Source organism: Micromonospora sp. MH33 (genome assembly GCF_003013775.1).
GTDB classification, from domain to species: Bacteria; Actinomycetota; Actinomycetes; order Mycobacteriales; family Micromonosporaceae; genus Micromonospora; species Micromonospora fulviviridis.
The window spans coordinates 1-18,014 of record NZ_MUYZ01000119.1 but is presented as its reverse complement, the minus strand read 5'-3'; the positions used below and the strand labels follow the sequence as shown (position 1 = coordinate 18,014).

Genomic DNA, 18,014 nt, shown 5'->3' with positions numbered 1-18,014 from the left:
GGCCGCGGCGCGCCGCGTCACCAGGGCGGAGCGGACGGCCAGGTCGGCCCGCCAGGCCCGGACCCACTGGGCGCGGTGCTCGGCGATGCCGTCCGACCGGTACGCCAGCGGCCAGCGCAGCGAGCGGCGGAACTCGTGCCGGCGCCGGTGCAGCGGCTCCGGCATCGGCAGCAGCCGCACCTCGGCGGCCCCGAGCCGCCAGCTCCGTTCCGTGCCGTCCGGCGAGCGGCCGAGCAGCGTCACGTCCCACCCGGCCTCGGCGGCGGACCGGGCGACCTTCTGCACCCGGGAGTCGCCCTCGACCTTGTTGTCGACGAGCATGACGATCCGGCCGCGGCGCGGCGGCGTCGCCTCGTCGTGTGCCACTGCTGGTCCTCCGCTGGTCGGCCGGCCTTCCCGGCGCGACACCACGATGGTGGAGGCATCCGTCGCCCGGGCTACGCCGACGTGACGGCAAGGTGACCGAGAGGAGGCGGTTGGGCGGTGGCCGGCGCCACGCCGCGCTGGGGCACCTCGGCGCGCGGCGCGACCCCCGGTGGGACAGCGGTCGGGCGGGTGACGGAGAGTGGATCACCGTGAGGTACCTGCGCAGCGACGGCCGCGTCGCCATCCGCCGCCCCCGCCCCGACGACGAGGCGGAGTTCGTCGCCGCCGCCCGGCGCAGCCACGACCTGCACCACCCGTGGCTCTCCGCGCCGGACGACGCCGGCCGGTACGCCGCGTACCTGCGCAAGATCCGGGGGCGGGACAGCTCCGGGTACCTGCTCTGCGACCGGGCCACCGGCGAGATCGCCGGGTACGCGAACATCAGCGGCATCGTCATGGGCGCGCTGCGCGGCGGCTACCTCGGCTACGCCGCCTTCCTGCCGTACGCCGGCACCGGGCACGCCTCCGCCGGGGTCCGGCTGGTGATCGAGCACGCGTTCACCGCCCTCGGGCTGCACCGGCTGGAGGCGAACATCCAGCCCGGCAACGAGCCGTCGAAGCGGCTGGCCCAGCGGCTGGGGTTCCGGCTGGAGGGCTTCTCGCCGGACTACCTGTTCATCGACGGCGCCTGGCGGGACCACGAGCGCTGGGCGATCACCGCGCCGGAGCCGGGGCGGGGCTGAGAGCGCGGCGGCGGCCACCGAACGGCGACCACCACCGGCGTCGTCGGCTCCGCCCCCGGCCCGGCCCGGCGGTCAGCTGCCCGGCTTCGGGAAGGCCACCGGGCTGCGGTGCCCGGCCCGGTCCACCGCCCGGACGCCGAAGAACACGTTGTCCTTGGACAGGTCGATGGTCACCTCGGTGACGTCGCCGACCGGCAGCACCTTCTGCCACTCGGGGGCGGTGGTCTCCCGCCACACCACCCCGCGCAGGTAGCGGTCCCGCCGGTAGATCACCCGGACCCGCATCGCCGGGTGGCCAGCACCCGGGCCAGTTCCAGGACCAACGCCACGCCGGAGGCGTCGTCGTCGGCGCCCGGGGCGTCGCTGACCGCGTCCATCACGTCGGTGGCCCGGGAGTCGTAGTGGCCGGTGATCACGTAGACCCGGTCCGGCGTGGTGTCGCCGCGCAGGGTGGCCACCACGTTGGTGATGGTGGTGGCGGTGGGGATGCGGGAGGCCGGCTGCTGGACGTACGACTGGAGCTCGACGGTCATCCGGCCGCCGGAGGCGGCGGCGTACCCGGCGAGCTGAGCGTGGATCCAGTCCCGGGCGGCGCCGATGCCGCGTACCGGATCGTTCTGGTCCGACAGGGTGTGCCGGGTGCCGAACGCGGCGAGCCGGCGGACGGTGGCCTCGATCCGGTCCCGGTCGATCTCGCGCAGCAGCGCGGTCAGCTCGCGGTCCGGCGGCTGCGGCCGGACCGGGTGGCCGGGGCCGGGGGGCATGACGGACTCGGTGGCGGCGGCCAGCGGGGCGGCGACGGTGGCGGCGGTGGCCGCGGCGGAGGCGGTGAGGAAGGTGCGCCGGGTGGACCTCGTGGGCCGACCCCCGGCGGTCTCGTGGGTTCCCATCAGGGCATCCTCGCCCCGAACGGCGATGTTTGTCCATATAGGCGGAGGTGGATGTCGGGCGATTCATCCGGAGCACCCGCACGAGGTGCGCAGCGGCGAGCTGACCCGCACCGGAGCCAAGCCGTACACCCCGTACTACGGCACGGCGGACACCACCCAGCTCTGGCTGATCCTGCTCTCCGGGTACTGGCGGTGGACCCGCGACGACGACATGGTCCGCCGGCTGTCGGAGCACGCGCTCGCCGCCCTGCACTGGATCGACGACTACGGCGACCGGGACGGCGACGGGTACGTCGAGTACGGAACCCGCTCGCCGGAGGGGTTGGGTAACCAGTGCTGGCGGGACTCCCCGGACGGGGTCTGCTTCTCCGACGGGCGCATCCCGGTGCTGCCGATCGCCACCTGTGAGATCCAGGGCTACACCTACGACGCGAAGCTGCGCCTGGCCGAGCTGGCCGAGCTGGCCGAGCTGGCCGAGCTGGCCGAGGGGCCGCTCGCGGACCCGGTGCTGGCCGCCCGGCTGCAGGCGGACGCCGCCTTCGGCCGCCGCTGGAACGTCGAGGCGGTCAGCCGGACCGGGTACGTCCGGCTCGCCCCCGACTGACGGCCACGTTTGTCGGGGTCCTCGGCGGGAACGGCAGCAGGCATGACGAAACCTCGTGTGGTGATCGTGGGGGCCGGGTTCGCCGGATACCACGCGGCGAAGACGTTGAGCCGGCTTGCCGGCAAGCGGGCCGAGATTGTCCTGCTGAACACGACCGACTACTTCCTGTACCTGCCGCTGCTGCCCGAGGTCGCCGCCGGGGTGATCGAGCCCACCCGGATCTCCGTGCCGCTCGCCGGCACGCTCGACGGCGTCCGCGTGGTCATCGGCGAGGCGGACCGCGTCGACCTGCAGAACCGCTGGGTCGGCTACCGCTCCGCCGAGGGGGACCCCGGCCAGCTCGCGTACGACCGGCTGGTGCTCTCCGTCGGCAGCGTCAACAAGCTGCTGCCGATCCCCGGGGTGACCGAGTACGCGCACGGCTTCCGCGGCCTGCCCGAGGCGCTCTACCTGCACGACCACGTGGTGCGCCAGATCGAGCTGGCCGAGCTGGCCGAGGACCCGGCCGAGCAGCGGTCCCGGACCACGTTCGTGGTGGTCGGCGCCGGCTACACCGGCACCGAGGTCGCCGCGCACGGCCAGCTCTTCACCGACCGGCTGATGGCGCAGCGGCCCCACCTCAAGGTGCGTCCCCGCTGGATGCTGCTGGACGTGGCCCCGCGCGTGCTGCCCGAGCTGGACCAGCGTCTGTCCGTCACGGCCGACCGGGTGCTGCGCCGGCGCGGCGTCGACGTGCGGATGGGCACCTCGGTCTCCGAGGCCACCCCGGACGGGGTGCTGCTGACCGACGGTGAGTACGTGCCGACGTGCAGCCTGGTCTGGTGCGTCGGGGTGCGCCCCGACCCGTTCGTGGCCGAGCTGGGGCTGCGCACCGAGAAGGGACGCCTCGTGGTGGACGAGTACCTCAACGTCCCCGGCTACCCGGAGGTGTTCGCCTGCGGCGACGCGGCGGCCGTGCCCGACCCGACCCGCCCCGGGCAGATCTGCGCCATGACCGCCCAGCACGCGCAGCGGCAGGGCAAGCTCGCGGCGCACAACATCGCCGCCTCGTACGGGCAGGGCACCCGGAAGTCGTACAAGCACCGCGACCTGGGCTGGGTGGTCGACCTGGGTGGCAAGGAAGCGGCGGCCAACCCGCTGCACGTGCCGCTCGCCGGCCTGCCGGCAAAGGCGGTCACCCGCGGCTACCACCTCTATGCCATGCCGAGCAACCGGGCCCGGGTCGGCGCGGACTGGCTGCTCGACGCCACCCTGCCCCGACCCGCCGTGCAGCTCGGCCTGGTCCCGGCGAACGCGGTGCCGCTGGAGAGCGAGTCGCCCGAGGTGGTGCGCCGGCGCTGACCGGGTCCGCCTGCCTCATCCGCCGGCCGGCGGCGGGTTCCCCTCCGCGGGACCCCGACCGCCGGCCGGACGCCGTGCCGGCCGCTCCGGGGTGGCCGGGACGGGCAGGGCCTGCTGGCCGGCGGGCGCGAACTCGCGCAGCAGGACCTGCACGATCCCCGCCACCGGGATGGCCAGCAGGGCACCCACCAGGCCGGCGAGCTCGGCGGCGAGAAGCACGCTGACCAGCACGGTCAACGGGTTCAGCCGGACCGCGCGGGCCATGATGACGGGTTGCAGCAGATGGTTCTCGACCTGCTGGTACACCACGAAGAAGACCAGCACCACGACACCGGCCGTGGGGGAGTGCAGGAACCCGGCCCCGGCCGCGACGATCGCCCCGAGGGTGGCCCCGACCAGCGGGATGAGGTCGGCCAGCGCGACCACCAGGGCGATCACCCCGGCGAACGGCACGCCGACGAGGAAGAGCACGCCGAAGGTCAGCCCGCCGCAGATCACGCTGATCACCAGGTTGCCGCTGAGGTAGCCGGTGATGATCCGGGAGGAGTCCCGGCCGATACGGCGCAGCCGCTCCGCCGCACCGTCGCCGACCAGCTTGAGCGTCCCAGCGATGATCTTCGGAGCCTCCAGCACCATGAGGTAGGCCAGCACCACCACGGTCACCACCGCGGCGACGGTCTGGAGCACGCCCCGCACCACCCCGACCGCCGGCTGGCCGATCCGGGCGCCGTAACGCTGGAGTTGGTCGGCGTGCGTGTCGGCGTACCGGCGCAGGTGGAACCGGTTGAGCGCCTCGCCGACCGGCCCCCGCCCCGCCCGGGCCTCGCGGACCAGCTCCGGGGCCCGGTCGGCGAACCGGCCCAGCTCGTCGACCAGTGGCAGCACGATCATCGCGCCCAGCGCGGCCAGCACCACGAAGGTGGCCAGGAAGACCATCAGGGTGGCCAGCGCCCGGTGCCGCACCAGCCGCCGTTCCACCCAATCGACCAGGGGCTTCAGGGCGACCGCGAAGAACGCCGCGACCAGGCCCCAGACCAGCACCCGCCGGGTCGCCCAGACCAGCGCCAGCCCGGCCAACGTGACGAGCACCAGACCGATCACGATCAGCGCCCGGCGGGCGGTGGACCGGTCGTCGGCGTTGCTCATCCGGCGCGGCTACCCGCGTCCGGCCCCCGGAAACCCCGCCGGGTCAGCCCTCGGCCAGGCTGGCGTCGGTGGCCGGCCGGGTGCCGGCCACGAACGCGTCGAGCGTCGCCCCGTGCAGGACCCCGCCGGGCAGCGGGTCGCCGGCGGCGCGGGCGACGAGCCGGCGTACCGGCAGGCGGTCGGGGCGCGTCGCGGCGGCGAGCACCAGGTTGCCGTACCGCCGGCCGCGCAGCATGCGCCGGTCGGCGACCAGGCAGACGTCGGCGAAGACCGCCCGCAGCGTGGCCACCTGGGTCCGGGTGTGCACCAGCGGGGGGAGGTCGGTGACGTTGACCAGGAAGACGCCGTCCGGGCGCAGCACCCGGGCCACCTCGGCGGCGAACTCCACGCTTGCCACGTGGCGCGGCATCCGGGCCGCCCGGTAGACGTCGGCCAGCACCAGGTCGTAGGCCCCGGTCGGCGCGGCGGTGACCGCGTCCCGGGCGTCGCCGATCTCCACGGCCACCTCGGGCGGCGCCGGCGGCAGGTCGCGGCGGACCAGTTCGACCACCGCGGGGTCGCGCTCGATCACCCGCTGCGGGGAGCCGGGGCGGGTGGCGGCCAGCCAGCGCGGCAGGGTGAGCGCCCCACCGCCCAGGTGCAGGGCGGCCAGCGGCCGGCCCGGTGGGGCGGCCAGGTCGACCACGGCGGCCATCCGCCGCACGTACTCGAAGTGCAGGTGGCGTGGGTCCGTGACGTCGACGTAGGACTGTTCGACCCCGGCGGCGAGCAACGTCCGGCCGGTGGGCCGGGCCGGGTCCACGACGATCTCCAGTGCCTCGGCGTCGCTCTCCACGGCGGGCAACGGTACCCGCGACACGGCGGGCCGGCGGGCAAGGCGCCCGCCGGCCCGCAGACCGGCACACCGCTCAGCCGGCGGCCATCCCGGCGCCGGCCTCGTCGATGGCGTCGTCGACCCGCCGGGCCAGGTCCACGTCCAGCGCCGTCACCCCGTCGACCTGCTGGGTCCGCACGGTGAGCACGGCGCTGTCCGGGTCGGGACGGCCGATCTGCGGGCCGCGCCCGGTCTCGCCCCGGAGCTGGTCGAGCCGGTCGAGCACCCGGTCCAGGTTGCCGGCCGGCAGCTCGATCGTGCGCACCAGCGACTGCCGGTCGCTGGACCAGTACGGCAACCGGCCGAGCGCGGCGCGCAGTTCCTGCTCGTCCAGCGGGGCGGTGGCGGACGTCGGACCCACCAGGCCGCCGCCGGGCTCCGTCGGCGCGAGCAGGTCCCGCAACCCGTCCGGTACGCGCAGCGACTCGACCAGTTCGCCGTCCGCGTCGGCCAGCGCCGCGAGGGTCGCCTCGGCCTGGTAGCGCGCCTGCTCCGGGGTGAGGCGGCTGCGCCGGCCCACCTCGGCCAGGAAGCCGGGCAGGTCCCGCCGCCGCTCGATGCCGTCCACCGGCACCACGTCGTGCAGCTTCACCGGCACCGCCTCGAGCAGCCGCTCCCGCTCGGCCTCGTCGAGCGCCCAGGCGAGCGCCAGCACGGTCGCCTCGGCCGCCACCTTGGCGGTGGAGAAGTCCACCCCGGCCCGCCGGCTCACGTCGTCGACGAGATCCCGGTAGCCCAGCGTGGTCACCCGGGCCGGCCGCCCGTCGGGCAGCGGGCGCGGGCGCTCCGCCACGGCCGCCGGCGGCGGCGCGGGACCGCCGCGCGTGGTGTCCGGCTTGTGCTGGCCGGCCGGCGGCGGGCCGGACCGCTCGCGCTGGTCCAGCGAGGTGATCTGCTTGGACGCGCTCAGGCTGGCGCCGGTCTGGCTGGGCCGCCGACCGCGTTCCCGGGCCTCGCGGGCCAGGGCCCGGCGGCGCTGGTTGTCGCCCTCCATCTGCTTGCGCATCGTCGCACCTCGTTCCTGGTCGGTTGCGCTTGCGCCGGTCGCCTTCCCGGCGCTGCTGGGAAGGAAACGGGCGCGGCCGGACCGGCCAGCTTCACTCGCTGCGGGTGAGGACCGGTCACCCGGCGGGGCCGCACCATCGGGGTGGACCGGAAGAACTTCCGACGCACGCGGAAGGGCAGGTCGTCATGAAACGGATCGTGGAGATCGTCCCCGCCCGGCCCGGCTGGTACGCGCGGTGGCAGGTCGACCCGGAGGGCACCCGCTGCTATCCGGTGACCCTCTGGGCGCTGCTAGAGGAGGGCGACGGCAGCGGCCGCGAGGTCGTCGGCGTCGACTGTGTGGGGCAGTGGCCGGGAGCCGACGACAACGAGGCGGGTGGGGAGTTCGTCCGTTACCTGTTTCAGACGCCCGATTCCGGCGCGCCCGAGGACGCGGCCTCGCCCACCGTGGGGGAGCTGCGCGAATCCGGCCCGCGCCTGCAGGCCGCCCCTGCCGCCTGAGCCACCCTCCCCGGCCCCCGGCCCCTGGTCCCAGGGTCGGGGGCCACCCCCCCGTTCCGCCGGTGGTCAGCCGACCTGGCGGGTCTCTTCGGGCGTCACACCGGCGAAGTCGAGCAGCAGCTCCTGGTAGCCGTCGCGGCGCAGACCCCGGGGTGGTCGTCGGGGATCGTAACCACCCGGAACGCCCTCGGGCCGGCTGTGCGACCGCAGGCCGGGCCGCAGGCCGTGGAGTGGCGGTCCCGGCACGCCGGCGTAGGGTGAGGTGGAGGGATCTGACCATACGCGCCGTCTCCGGCGTGCCGCGGGAATCGACAAGGAGTGGGGCTCAGCTGGTGACTGCAGCCGACGTCAGGGGTGCCGACCCGGGCGACGGACGGGTCTCCACGCCGGGAACCGGGAGGGCTCGCGCCTGGTCCGCCGCCGCCCCGGCCCTGCCGCCCCTGGCCCCGGACCGCGGCCTGCCCACCCCCGACTGGTCGGAGGTGGTGGAGCACTTCTGCGAGGGTCTGATCGTCTGCGACGCCGACGGCGTGGTGCGGCACCTCAGCACGGTCGCCGAACGGCTGGTCCCCGAGGTGGTGCCCGGCGAGGTGCTCGCCGCGGCCGGCGTGCCCGCGCTGCTCGGCGCGGACCCGGGCGAGTTCACCCATCACGGGCGGCGTTTGCGGCTGCGGCGGGTCCCGCTCTCCGCCGCACGCCGCTGCTGGTACGTCGAGGACGTCACCGAGAGCGTCAGCCGGGCCGACGCGCTGCTCGCCGAGCGCGCCCGCTCGGCGTTCCTCGCCGTGGTCGGCGAGAAGCTCGGCAACCCATTGCATCCCGACCGCGCCGCCGCCGCGGTGGTCCGGCTGGCGGTGCCGACGGTGGCCGATGTCGCCGTGCTGGTGCTGACCCCGCGCTCCGGCCGGGCCCGCTGGTGGCGGGCGGTGCGCGCGGACGACGAGGCGCCCGCCGTGGACAGCGGCATGCTCGCCGCCGCGGCGTTGCCGTCGGCGATCGAGGAGGGCCTCGGCGGTGCCGAGCCGCACGCCGTGGACTGGCTGGTCGAGCAGGCCGTCGAGGCCGGCTGGCTGCCCGGGCTCGACGCGGCCGGAGTTACCGCGCGGGTGGTGCCGCTGCCCGGTCGGGAGACCCCGGCCGGTGTTCTTCTCGTGGCCCGTCGGGCCGGCCGCTGGTACGACGAGGCCGACCTCGACCTGGTCCGCGCCTTCGCGGCCCGCGCCGGCGCCGCGCTGACCACCGCCGTGCTCTACCGCGACCAGGCCGAGGTCGCCGACACGCTCCAGGCCAGCCTGCTGCCCGTCGAGCCGGCGGCGGCCACCGGCGTGCAGTGGGGCACCGCGTACCGGCCGGCGCAGGCCGGGCTGCGGATCGGCGGTGACTTCTACGGCTCCCACCGGCTCGTCGACGGCGGCTCGGTCTTCTTCCTCGGCGACGTCTCGGGCAAGGGCGTCGAGGCGGCGGTGTTCACCGGCCAGCTCCGCCAGTGCCTGCACGCGCTGCACCGCGTCGAGTCGCAGCCCGGACGGCTGCTCAAGCTGCTCAACGACGCGCTGCTGGAGACCACCCAGGCGCACGGGCAGGGCCGGTTCGCCACCATCGTGCTGGGCGTGGTCCGCCCGCACCGCGACGGCAGCCTCACCCTGACCCTGGCCGGTGGCGGCCACCTCCCACCGCTGGTGCTGCGGACCTCTGGCGAGGTCGAGGTGGTGCCGCTGAGCGGGATGCTGATCGGGGTGGTACCGGAGCCCCGGATCGGCGAGGCGACCGTGCAGCTGGCGCCGGGCGAGACCTGCCTGCTCTACAGCGACGGGGTGACCGAGGCGCGGGGCGGCCGGCGCGGCGACGAGCAGTTCGGCGCCGAGCGGCTGCTCCACGCGGTGACCGGCTGCCACCGGATGCCCGCGCCGGCGCTGGCCGAGCGGATCGAGCAGGTGACCTGCGACTGGCTCGGCCACGGCGACCACGACGACATCGCGGTGCTCGCGTTGCGGGCGACCGGCCCGGGTCGCCCGGGCCGCCATCTGCACGCGGTGCACGGCCCGACCGGCGCCGACCGACCGAGGGAGACCACCGCGTGACCGCGACGACCACCGAGGCCGACCCGGCTCACGCCTTCCCCGGCTACCTGGAGTTCCTCGCGGAGGCCGACGAGCACGGCGCCGTCGAGGTGGCCGTCGGGCTGCTGGAGTCCGGCGTGCCGGCCGAGCGGGTGCTGCTGGACCTGGTCGCCCCCGCGCAGGCCGAAGTGGGGGAGCGGTGGGCGCGCGACGAGTGGAGCGTGGCCCAGGAGCACGCCGCCACCCACATCAGCGAGCGGGTGGTGGCCGCCGTGGCCGCGTACGCCGATCCCCGCCCGACCCGGGGCCGGATCGTGGTGGGCTGCATGGACGGTGAGTGGCACGCGCTGCCGGCTCGGCTGGTGGCCGAGGTGCTGCGGCTGCGCGGCTGGCAGGTGACCTTCCTCGGGGCCAGCGTGCCCGCCGCGCACCTGGTGTCCTACCTGCACCGCTACGACGCGCACGCGGTGGCCCTGGCCTGCGCGCTGCCGATGCGGCTGCCGCACGCGCACCGGATGATCGAGGCGTGCCGCCGCTCGGACGTGCCGGTGGTGGTGGGCGGGCGCGGCTTCGGCGGCGACGGCCGCTGGGCCCGGGTGCTCGGCGTGCCGTGGGCGCCGGACGCGCCGGCCGCGGCCGACCTGCTCGCCGACGAGCGGGCGCTGCGCGCGGTGCCGCCGGCCCGGCTCGACCGCCGCGCCGACGACGAGTACGCGAGCCTGGCGAAGCGTCGCGGCGAGTTGATCGACAGCGCTCTGGCCGACCTGAGGGAGCGGGTGCCGGGGGTACGCGGCTACACCCCCGCGCAGCTCGACTCGACCGTCAGCGACCTCGGCTACATCGTCGACTTCCTCGCCGCCGCCCTCTACGTCGACGACGAAACCCTCTTCAGCGAGTTCGTCGAGTGGCTGGTGGCGATCCTGGTCAGCCGCCGGGTCCCGGCGAGCGCGGTCGGCCTGACCCTCGGCCACTATGGACAGCGGCTGCGCGACTTCCCCCGCGCCGGCCGGTTCCTCGACCGGGCTCGCGTCCTGGTCAGCGGGCTGTCGGCCGCCTCGCGGCGGTGATCGCCGAGGTGCGGGGAACTCTGCGTATACTTGCTGCACTGCAAAGGTCGGCTTGTGGTGGGAGCGAGGGGGGCCACGGTGACGTTCACCGTCACACACGCCCGGCTGGACGGCGGCCGGGCCCGCCTCCGGCTCGCGGGTGAGCTCGATCTGAGTACCGCGCCGGAGCTCACCGCCGCCATCGACCGGCTGGCCGCCGAGGGGCACCGTGAGCTGCTGCTGGATCTCACCGAGCTGACCTTCTGCGACTCCACCGGCATCGCCGCGTTCGTCCGCGGCGACAACCTCACCGCGGCCGCGGGCGGCTGGTTGCGGATCACCGGGGCGACCGGGCGGGTGGCCCGGGTGCTCGAGATGACCGGGCTGGCCGACGTGCTGTGCTACGAGGCGGACCGGGCCGACCCGGCCACGCCGGCCGCCTCCTGATCGGATAGATTTTCCCGCCGGTGGTCGACCTCGCCGCCGGCGCCTCCACCTCCGAGACGAAGCAGGTTTTCCCATGGGTCATGGCACCCCGAGCCCCGTTCGTATCCTGGTGGTGGACGACGACCCGGGTGACGTCCTCATGATCGAGGAGGCGCTCGAGGACTCGGACGTCGAGAAGATCATCGACGTGGTCAACGACGGCCAGGAGGCGATGGAGTTCCTCCGCCGCGAGGGCCGGCACACCGAGGCCCGGCGGCCCGACGTGATCCTGCTCGACCTGAACATGCCGCGCATGGACGGGCGTCAGGTGCTCGGCGAGGTCAAGCAGGACGAGGACCTGCGCACCATCCCGATCGTCGTGCTGACGACCTCCAACGCCGACACCGACATCCTCGGCAGCTACACGCTGCAGGCCAACGCGTACGTGACGAAGCCGATCGACCTGGACGACTTCAACGACGTGGTGCGCCGTATCGACGAGTTCTTCGGCCGGGTGGTCGTGCTTCCCAAGCACCCCTGACCGCCTTCGTCCGGGCATCCGGATGCTGAACATTTTGCGGGAACCGCCACGGGCGTGGCCGCCCGCCGCCCAGGATCGTCAGGTGGGGAAGTGACACCAGCTGCCTGGGGGGCGACACGCATGAGGTTCTCCGTGGTTGAGACCGGTTACGACCAGCGGCAGGTGGACTCCTGCCTGGACGAGCTGGGAATCCGGTTGGTCCGGCTCGCCGCCCGCGCGGAGAGCGCCGCCGGCGCCGGCCGGGAGTGGGACCAGATCCGGGAGGACGCGACCCACCTCTGCGACTTCCTGCGCCGCCGCACCGCCGTCGTGGACGGCGAGGTGGCGGCCGGGACGGCGGCCGAACGGGAGGCCGCCACGCTGCTGGCTCTGGCCCGCAGCGAGCTGGAGGCCGCCCGCGAGGAGGCCCGCCAGGTACGCGAGCAGGCCTACGCCGAGGCGGTCCGGGCGCGCCGGGACTTCGAGGCGGCGCTGCTGGCCCGTCGCCGGCGCGAGGCCCGCGTCGACGAGGTCCTCGCCGGGGTACGCGGCGACGTGGTGCCCCCGGACACCCCGACCGCCGCCGCCGGGCTGCCGACCGGTGGCGCCGCCGAGCGCAGCGCGGCCTGAGCGCCCGCTCAGACCAGCGCCGCCACCACGGTGGTCGCCCGCTGCTCGTGCTGCGCGTACGCGTCGGGGAAGGCGGAGACCTGCACCGCCTGGGCCGCCGCCGTGAGGCTCAACTCCGTCCAGCCGGGCACCTCCTTCAGCGCCGTGAAGAACGCGCGGGCCGCATACGCCGGCCGCATGATCTCGGCGACGGTGCCCCAGCCGCTGCTGGGTCGCTGCTGGAACAGCCCGATCGAGTCGTGGTCGGAACCGCTGCCCTGGTGCGGGTAGTCGAACGACTCGGGGAGCACGTCGCTGGCCAGGTTGTAGAGGTCGCTCTCCTGCATCGCGGTGGCGACGGCCACCACCAGCGCCCGGCGGGGCATCTTCATGCCCAGGCCGGCGTCCACGATCGCCTTGGCGTTGTCCATCTGCCGCTGGTCCAGCCCGGCGACGGGCCGGGGGTGCTTGGGCCGGACCGGCTTCTTCGGCGTCTTCCTGGTGGGCGTCGGGCTGGGCGTGGCGACCGGGACCGGGGTGACCGGCACGGCGACCGGCGGGGCGCTGCGTTCGTAGTCCCGGGAGGCGCGCTGCTCGCTGGCGACGGCCGCCCGGTCGGCGAGCGCCTCGCGGACCGGCTCGTGCGCCGGCCCGGTCTCCCGCGCGCCGACGACCCCGATCAGGCCGAGGCAGCAGGTCACGCCGGTGGCGACGGCGACCCGGGCGGGGGTGGAGCGGATCGGCCCGCGCCGTGCGTCCGGGGCCCGGTGCCGCCCGGTCCTCCGTTCGGCTGATGCCGGGTCGATCGTACGGCGAACGGGTGGGGTCTCGGTCGGCTGCTGCTCAGCGGGGTGGTCGGGATGCACCCGCCGAGGCTAGAAAGCTTCCCGGCGCTTGCCATCGGGGTGGTTGGTGGCATGCGTCACAATTTGCCATGATCCGCCCGCGCATTACGCTCGGTAGAACATGAATTCGATCTCTCTCGCCTTTCGCATTTTCCGGTCATGTCCGAAACTCCGGTACGGAACGTACGCATGATCATCTTCTCGGCGCTTCCTGCCGGCCTCCTCCGTTCGGAGGAGGGGCAGACCCGTCACCTGGGGGTGCCCGCGTGGGCCGGAGAGGCCAGGCGGCCGGGTCCGGGGCAGACCCGGAATCGCCGCCCGCCGAGGGTCGGCGGCTCGATACGATGCGGACGGTGACGGAGCAGATGGTCGATGAGCGGGCCGCCGGAGAACCCGCGGGCCGCCAGGGCCGGCGGGGGCTGATCGTCAGCCTCTGCGCCGTCCTGCTCACCGTGCTGCTCCTCGGCCACCGCGCGGTGCCCAACGTGCACGGCCTGGGCAGCCTGGTGGACAGCGCCACCCCACTGCTCGGGCTCGGCGTACCCCTGCTCGCGCTCGCGGCGCTGCTGCGCCGGTCCCGGCGGGCCCTGCTCGTGGTCCTGCTGCCGGCGGTCGTCTGGGCGGCGCTCTACGGCGGGGCGTGGCTGCCGCCGGCCGCCGGCGCGGGCGCCACCTCGCTCCGGGTGGCCAGCCAGAACCTGCGCTCCGGCAACCCCGACCCGGCCGCCACGGTCGACGCCCTCGCCGACGCCGACCCGGACCTCATCGGGCTGCAGGAGGTCGACGACGGCGACCGGGTCGCCGCCGCGCTGGCCGGGCGCTACCCGCACCGCGCCACGGTCTCCACCGTCGGGCTGTGGAGCCGCTGGCCGATCCGCGAGGCGCACGGCGTGGACACCGGCCTCGGTTGGGAACGGGCCCTGCGGGCCGTCGTCGCCGCCCCGCAGGGCGACCTGGCGGTGTACGTGGTCCACCTCGGCTCGGCCCGGGCCGGGCACACCGCCACCCGCGACGAGACCGTCGCCGCCCTGGCCGCCACCGTCCGGGCCGACGACGCGCCCCGGCTCGTGGTGCTCGGCGATCTGAACACCGCCACCACCGACCGGGTCTTCGCGCCGCTCACGCACCTGCTGCGCAACGCCCAGGCCGACGCCGGACAGGGCTTCGGTTTCACCTGGCCGGCGGAGCTTCCGGTGACCCGCCCGGACCACGTCCTCTTCCGGGGGCTCACCCCCACCGCGGCCGGGGTGGTGCACACCCCCGAGAGCGACCACCGGGCGGTGACCGCCGGTTTCCGCTGGTGAGCGGTCAGTGCCGGCCGTTCTCCGCCGGGATGACGGGTGAGCGGTCAGTGCCGGCCGTTCTCCGCCGGGGTGACGGTCAGCCGGTGCCGGCTGTTGTCGCCGCTGGTGAACGGCCAGAGCCGGTCCGCGTGCGCCACCAGGTCGGCCAGCTGCTCGCGGGTGAGACCGGCCGAGGAGATCTCGGCGTGCACGTCGGCGCGGTACCGGCCGTCGTCGTCGCGGCCCAGCTTCGCCGCCGCGGTCACCTCGACGGTGTGCGCCTCGTCGGTGATCTCACCGGCCGCCTCCACCGCCGCGTGGTGCAGGCAGGAGGCGAACGCGGCCGCCAAGAGCTGCTCGGGCGTCAGACCGGTGCAGTGCGGCGCCAACGGGGACGCCAGGGCGGAGGAGAGACCGCCGTCTTCGGTGCGTACGTGACCACCCGCAGCGGTCGCCGTGGCCGTCTCGGCCAGCCAGGAACTCGGATCCGGCATCGCGTTCCTCCCGTCACTCACCCGCCCGGCTACCCGGCCCCCGGCCGGCGAAACCGCGCCTGAGCAGGCAGGGCGTCAGCCGGCCCGGCCGGCCGGGTACGCGTCGACGGCGATCGCCTCGGTCGCCTCGGCGGCCGCCCGGTCGGTCCAGGGCGACACCGGCACGCGCCGCTGGCGGGGAGCCACCGCGACCATCGGCACGTAGACGCGGGCGTCCACCACCTCGGCGAGCAGCAGTGCGGCCATCAGGCTGCTCGGCCGGGTAGTCGGGTCGGTGGCGAGGCAGCGCCGGCACAGGTCGGCCGCCTCGGCCGGCAACCCGTCGATCTCGGGCAGCGGCTCCGGCGGCCGGCGCCGGCCCGAACCGAGCAGCTGGGTGGTGGTGTCGGCCGTGTACGGGAGGCGACCGGTCAGGCAGTAGTAGAGGAGCACGCCCAGGGCGTACATGTCGGCGGCGGGGCTGGCCGGCTGCCGCTCGAGCTGCTCCGGCGCCAGGTACGCCGGAGTGCCGACCACGATCCCGTCCGGGGTGTGGTCGGGTGCGCCCGCCGGGGTGGCGATCCCGAAGTCGAGCACCTTCACCCCGGCCGGGGTGAGGATCACGTTCGCCGGCTTCACGTCCCGGTGCACGATGCCGTGCGCGTGCGCGGCGGCCAGCGCGGCGCTCACCTCGGCGCAGACGCGCACCGCGATCCGCCAGTCCAGCGGGCCGCCGCGCAGGTGGGCGGCGAGCGTCTCCCCCTCGGCCAGTTCCATCACGATGTACGGCACCGGGCGCCCGTCCGGCAGGGCGGCCGTGCCGAAGTCGTGCACGCTGGCGACGTTCGGGTGCACCAGCCTGGCCGCCGAGCGGGCCTCGGCCCGGATCCGCTCCACCGAGGTGGCCTCCCCGTCCAGCCCCGGCGAGATCAGCTTCACCGCGACGGTCCGGTCGAGCACCAGGTCGTGCGCCCGCCAGACCTCGGACATCCCGCCGATGCCGATGCGCCGTTCGAGCTCGTACCGCCCGCCCAGCGTCCTCATCGACCACTCCTCGCCCTCGTCCGGTGCCTCACCCGGTTTCGCTACCCGGGCCGCGAGCAGGGCAAACCGCCGGGGGTTTCCCGGCCCGTACGGAGGCGGCGCGGGGTAGCTTCGCGAACAGGGGAGCGTGTCGACGGCGGGACGGAGGGTGACCGGTGGCTCTGGTGCGCGTACGGTTCGTCGGGGGACCCGCCGACGACCTGGTCCGGGACCTGCCCGCCGACCCGGACGGGGCGCCGCCGCGGCGGTGGATCCTGCGCCACCCCGACCGGCCGCCCGGCGGCGAGGCGGACCACCTCTACGAGCGCGACCGCCACCACGACGGCGAGGGCGCCTGGACGATGCGGTACGTGCGCACCGACCCGTTCGGCGCCACCGAGTGAACCCGGTCAGGCCGCCCGCGCGCCGGTGGTGCCGAGGATGACCGAGGCGACCAGCTCCGGGTCGTCGTGCATCGGCACATGGCCGCAGCCGGCCAGCTCCAGGTGCCGGGCCGCCGGCAGCCGGGTCCGGGCCAGCGCCGCCTGCCGGTAGGGCAGGATCCGGTCCCGGGTGCCCCAGGCGACCGTCACCGGCACGGTCGGCGCGCCGGCGAACGCGTAGCCGCGACCGGCCCGCGCCACCGCGCGGAAGGCCCGCGCCTCGCGCAGCGCCCGCGCGTCGGCCAGCGCCTCAGCCAGCGCCATCCGGTTCGGCCGGGCCAGGATCATGCCCAGCGCGAGGGTGCGCAGCGCCGGGGAGGCGAACAGCGACCGCAGCACCGGCTCGGGCAGCCGCGCCGCGTTGCGGTGCAGGGTGAGCACGGTGAGCGCCCAGCGCAGCTCGCGCGGGGTGCAGAAGCCGGCGGGGGAGAGGGCGGTCGCGGAGGAGACCGCGCCCGCGGCGGCCAACTCCAGCGCGATGGCCCCGCCGAGGCTGTTGCCCGCCACGTGCGGGCGGTCCAGCCCGAGCGCGGCGAACAGCTCGACGATCCCGGCCACCAGGCCGGGCATGTCGGCGGGCAGGCCGCCGGCGGGCACCGGCGAGCGGCCGAACCCGGGCAGGTCGAGGGCGATCACGTCGTGCGCCTCGGCGAGCCGGTCCAGCACCGGCGACCAGGCGGCCCAGTGGTGCCCGATGCCGTGCAGCAGGACCAGCGGCGCGCCGGCCCCCCGCCGCTCGAAAACCACGTCCACCGCACTCATTGCCGCACGTCCGGCGTGCTCGCTCCGAAGCCCCGGCCCAGCGCCCGGGACTGCTCCTCGATCAGCGGGACGGTGTCCCTCGCGGTCCGGCCGATCAGCCGGTCGGCGAGCGGGCTGACCAGCACCGACCGGACCGCCTGCACGGCTCCGACGGCTCGTGGCACGTAGACCCGCCGCTGGCGGCGCTCGATCGCCCGGACGAACGCGGCGGCGCACTCCTGCACCGTGGTGGTCCGCCGCATCGGCCAGGGCAGCTTCGCCAGCGCCGCCTCGAACGCCGGCAGGTCGGCCCGCGCCTCGCGGACCAGGTCGGTGTCCACCCAGGACGGGTGTGCCGTGCCCACGGCCACCCCGCGGTGCGCCAGCTCCAGCCGGATGGCGGTGCCGAAGTGCTCGACGCCGGCCTTCGAGGCACAGTAGGCGGCCATTCCCGGCAGCGCGGCGAACGCGGCGGCGGACGAGACGATCAGCAGGTAGCCCCGGCTGGCGGTGAGCGCCGGCACGGTCGCCGCCGCGGTGCGCATCGCCCCGATGAGGTTCACCTCGACCGTGCGGACCAGCGCCTCGACGTCGCCGACGGCGATGGTGCCCCGGTTGGCCACCCCGGCGTTCGCCACCACCGCGTCGATGCCGCCCAGCGCCGTGACCGCGCCGTCGACCGCGGCGGACAGCTCGGCCTGGTCGGTGACGTCGGCGGGGAACCACACGTGGCCGGGACCCAGCTCCGCGGCGAGCGCGGCGAGGCGGTCGGGCTCCAGCCCGACCAGGGCCAGCCGCGCGCCCCGGGCGGCGGCGAGCCGGGCCGTGTGCTCGCCGATGCCCCGGGCCGCCCCGGTCACCAGCACCACCTTGCCGGCCAGCCGGCCGGTGGCACGACCGTCGATGGACATGCCGGCAAGTTACCACCGGGTAGCAGGCTGGGGAAGGGTCGTCCGGTGTGTCTGTGGCCAGGCCCGGACGCCCTGGCCGGCGAGCCAGTCCGGGCCGTCGGGGCCGCGGGCCAGCGCCGCCACGGCCAGCATGGCGGCCCGCGCGGCGTCGGGCGCGGCCACCG

22 protein-coding genes and 1 pseudogene are annotated in these 18,014 nt (G+C 75.5%); 11 read left to right on the top strand and 12 right to left on the bottom strand.

Annotation, left to right across the window (positions count from 1 at the left end; translation table 11 throughout):
* Window positions 1-321 (bottom strand): annotated as a pseudogene (locus tag B0E53_RS18910) (glycosyl transferase family 1); the annotation flags it as partial.
* 254 nt (window positions 322-575) lie between these two features.
* On the opposite strand from B0E53_RS18910, the gene B0E53_RS18905 reads away from it, so the two are divergent.
* The gene (locus B0E53_RS18905) at window positions 576-1,109 is read left to right on the top strand and encodes a GNAT family protein (RefSeq protein WP_246835480.1); all 534 of its coding nucleotides are present in this window, start codon (window positions 576-578) and stop codon (window positions 1,107-1,109) included.
* Window positions 1,110-1,181: 72 nt separating this feature from the next.
* On the opposite strand, the gene B0E53_RS39465 is transcribed toward B0E53_RS18905, so the two are convergent.
* Both B0E53_RS39465 and B0E53_RS18900 read right to left on the bottom strand, forming a co-directional pair.
* Window positions 1,182-1,394, bottom strand: coding sequence for a hypothetical protein (locus B0E53_RS39465; protein WP_246835479.1), 213 nt, complete (start codon window positions 1,392-1,394; stop codon window positions 1,182-1,184).
* A complete protein-coding gene (locus B0E53_RS18900; protein WP_246835478.1) occupies window positions 1,379-1,999 on the bottom strand; it encodes a M28 family peptidase in 621 nt (206 codons plus the stop codon). The genes B0E53_RS39465 and B0E53_RS18900 overlap by 16 nt, the downstream gene beginning before the upstream one ends.
* 85 nt (window positions 2,000-2,084) lie before the next feature.
* On the opposite strand from B0E53_RS18900, the gene B0E53_RS18895 reads away from it, so the two are divergent.
* Both B0E53_RS18895 and B0E53_RS18890 read left to right on the top strand, forming a co-directional pair.
* Entirely contained in the window at window positions 2,085-2,603 is a 519-nt protein-coding gene (locus B0E53_RS18895) for a hypothetical protein (protein WP_246835477.1), read from the top strand.
* A gap of 42 nt (window positions 2,604-2,645) precedes the next feature.
* Window positions 2,646-3,944, top strand: coding sequence for an NAD(P)/FAD-dependent oxidoreductase (locus B0E53_RS18890; protein ID WP_107077279.1), 1,299 nt, complete (start codon window positions 2,646-2,648; stop codon window positions 3,942-3,944).
* A 15-nt stretch (window positions 3,945-3,959) separates the two neighbouring features.
* Here the strand turns inward: B0E53_RS18890 and B0E53_RS18885 are convergent, their stop codons facing one another.
* The 3 genes from B0E53_RS18885 to B0E53_RS18875 form a co-directional block, all read right to left on the bottom strand.
* Window positions 3,960-5,090, bottom strand: a complete 1,131-nt coding sequence (locus tag B0E53_RS18885; protein WP_107077278.1) for an AI-2E family transporter — start codon at window positions 5,088-5,090, stop codon at window positions 3,960-3,962.
* 43 nt (window positions 5,091-5,133) lie between these two features.
* Window positions 5,134-5,925 (bottom strand): fused MFS/spermidine synthase, encoded by a 792-nt coding sequence (locus B0E53_RS18880; protein ID WP_168215365.1) that lies wholly within the window; start codon window positions 5,923-5,925, stop codon window positions 5,134-5,136.
* 73 nt (window positions 5,926-5,998) lie between these two features.
* Window positions 5,999-6,970, bottom strand: a complete 972-nt coding sequence (locus B0E53_RS18875; protein WP_107077276.1) for a DUF2267 domain-containing protein — start codon at window positions 6,968-6,970, stop codon at window positions 5,999-6,001.
* A 185-nt stretch (window positions 6,971-7,155) separates the two neighbouring features.
* Here B0E53_RS18875 and B0E53_RS18870 point away from each other — a divergent pair, with 185 nt between their 5' ends.
* Complete coding sequence (locus B0E53_RS18870) at window positions 7,156-7,470, top strand: hypothetical protein (RefSeq protein ID WP_107077275.1); 315 nt, start codon at window positions 7,156-7,158, stop codon at window positions 7,468-7,470.
* Between the two features lie 66 nt (window positions 7,471-7,536).
* Here B0E53_RS18870 and B0E53_RS37035 read toward each other — a convergent pair whose 3' ends face one another.
* A complete protein-coding gene (locus B0E53_RS37035) occupies window positions 7,537-7,716 on the bottom strand; it encodes a hypothetical protein (RefSeq protein ID WP_146167703.1) in 180 nt (59 codons plus the stop codon).
* An 86-nt stretch (window positions 7,717-7,802) separates the two neighbouring features.
* On the opposite strand from B0E53_RS37035, the gene B0E53_RS18865 reads away from it, so the two are divergent.
* From B0E53_RS18865 to B0E53_RS18845, 5 genes are all read left to right on the top strand, one after another.
* Window positions 7,803-9,551, top strand: coding sequence for a PP2C family protein-serine/threonine phosphatase (locus B0E53_RS18865; protein ID WP_107077274.1), 1,749 nt, complete (start codon window positions 7,803-7,805; stop codon window positions 9,549-9,551).
* Window positions 9,548-10,597 carry a cobalamin-dependent protein gene (locus tag B0E53_RS18860; RefSeq protein ID WP_107077273.1) on the top strand — a complete coding sequence of 350 codons (1,050 nt, stop codon included), beginning with the start codon at window positions 9,548-9,550 and terminating at the stop codon, window positions 10,595-10,597. Before B0E53_RS18865 ends, B0E53_RS18860 begins: the two co-directional genes overlap by 4 nt.
* Before the next feature lie 78 nt (window positions 10,598-10,675).
* Entirely contained in the window at window positions 10,676-11,023 is a 348-nt protein-coding gene (locus B0E53_RS18855) for an STAS domain-containing protein (RefSeq protein ID WP_107077272.1), read from the top strand.
* 73 nt (window positions 11,024-11,096) lie between these two features.
* Window positions 11,097-11,543 (top strand): response regulator, encoded by a 447-nt coding sequence (locus B0E53_RS18850; protein ID WP_107077271.1) that lies wholly within the window; start codon window positions 11,097-11,099, stop codon window positions 11,541-11,543.
* 120 nt (window positions 11,544-11,663) lie between these two features.
* On the top strand, window positions 11,664-12,152 hold the full coding sequence (locus B0E53_RS18845) for an ATPase (protein ID WP_107077270.1): 489 nt from the start codon (window positions 11,664-11,666) through the stop codon (window positions 12,150-12,152).
* 8 nt (window positions 12,153-12,160) lie between these two features.
* On the opposite strand, the gene B0E53_RS18840 is transcribed toward B0E53_RS18845, so the two are convergent.
* Complete coding sequence (locus B0E53_RS18840; RefSeq protein WP_210406134.1) at window positions 12,161-12,997, bottom strand: hypothetical protein; 837 nt, start codon at window positions 12,995-12,997, stop codon at window positions 12,161-12,163.
* Between the two features lie 332 nt (window positions 12,998-13,329).
* Here B0E53_RS18840 and B0E53_RS18835 point away from each other — a divergent pair, with 332 nt between their 5' ends.
* Window positions 13,330-14,280 carry an endonuclease/exonuclease/phosphatase family protein gene (locus tag B0E53_RS18835; protein ID WP_246835476.1) on the top strand — a complete coding sequence of 317 codons (951 nt, stop codon included), beginning with the start codon at window positions 13,330-13,332 and terminating at the stop codon, window positions 14,278-14,280.
* Window positions 14,281-14,324: 44 nt separating this feature from the next.
* Here the strand turns inward: B0E53_RS18835 and B0E53_RS18830 are convergent, their stop codons facing one another.
* Entirely contained in the window at window positions 14,325-14,753 is a 429-nt protein-coding gene (locus B0E53_RS18830; RefSeq protein ID WP_107077269.1) for an OsmC family protein, read from the bottom strand.
* 75 nt (window positions 14,754-14,828) lie between these two features.
* Window positions 14,829-15,776, bottom strand: a complete 948-nt coding sequence (locus B0E53_RS18825) for a serine/threonine-protein kinase (RefSeq protein ID WP_107077268.1) — start codon at window positions 15,774-15,776, stop codon at window positions 14,829-14,831.
* Window positions 15,777-15,931: 155 nt separating this feature from the next.
* Here B0E53_RS18825 and B0E53_RS18820 point away from each other — a divergent pair, with 155 nt between their 5' ends.
* Window positions 15,932-16,159, top strand: a complete 228-nt coding sequence (locus B0E53_RS18820; RefSeq protein ID WP_107077267.1) for a hypothetical protein — start codon at window positions 15,932-15,934, stop codon at window positions 16,157-16,159.
* A gap of 6 nt (window positions 16,160-16,165) precedes the next feature.
* Here B0E53_RS18820 and B0E53_RS18815 read toward each other — a convergent pair whose 3' ends face one another.
* Complete coding sequence (locus B0E53_RS18815; RefSeq protein ID WP_107077266.1) at window positions 16,166-16,960, bottom strand: alpha/beta fold hydrolase; 795 nt, start codon at window positions 16,958-16,960, stop codon at window positions 16,166-16,168.
* On the bottom strand, window positions 16,957-17,850 hold the full coding sequence (locus B0E53_RS18810) for an SDR family oxidoreductase (RefSeq protein WP_107077265.1): 894 nt from the start codon (window positions 17,848-17,850) through the stop codon (window positions 16,957-16,959). Before B0E53_RS18810 ends, B0E53_RS18815 begins: the two co-directional genes overlap by 4 nt.
* Window positions 17,851-18,014: the final 164 nt, after the last annotated feature.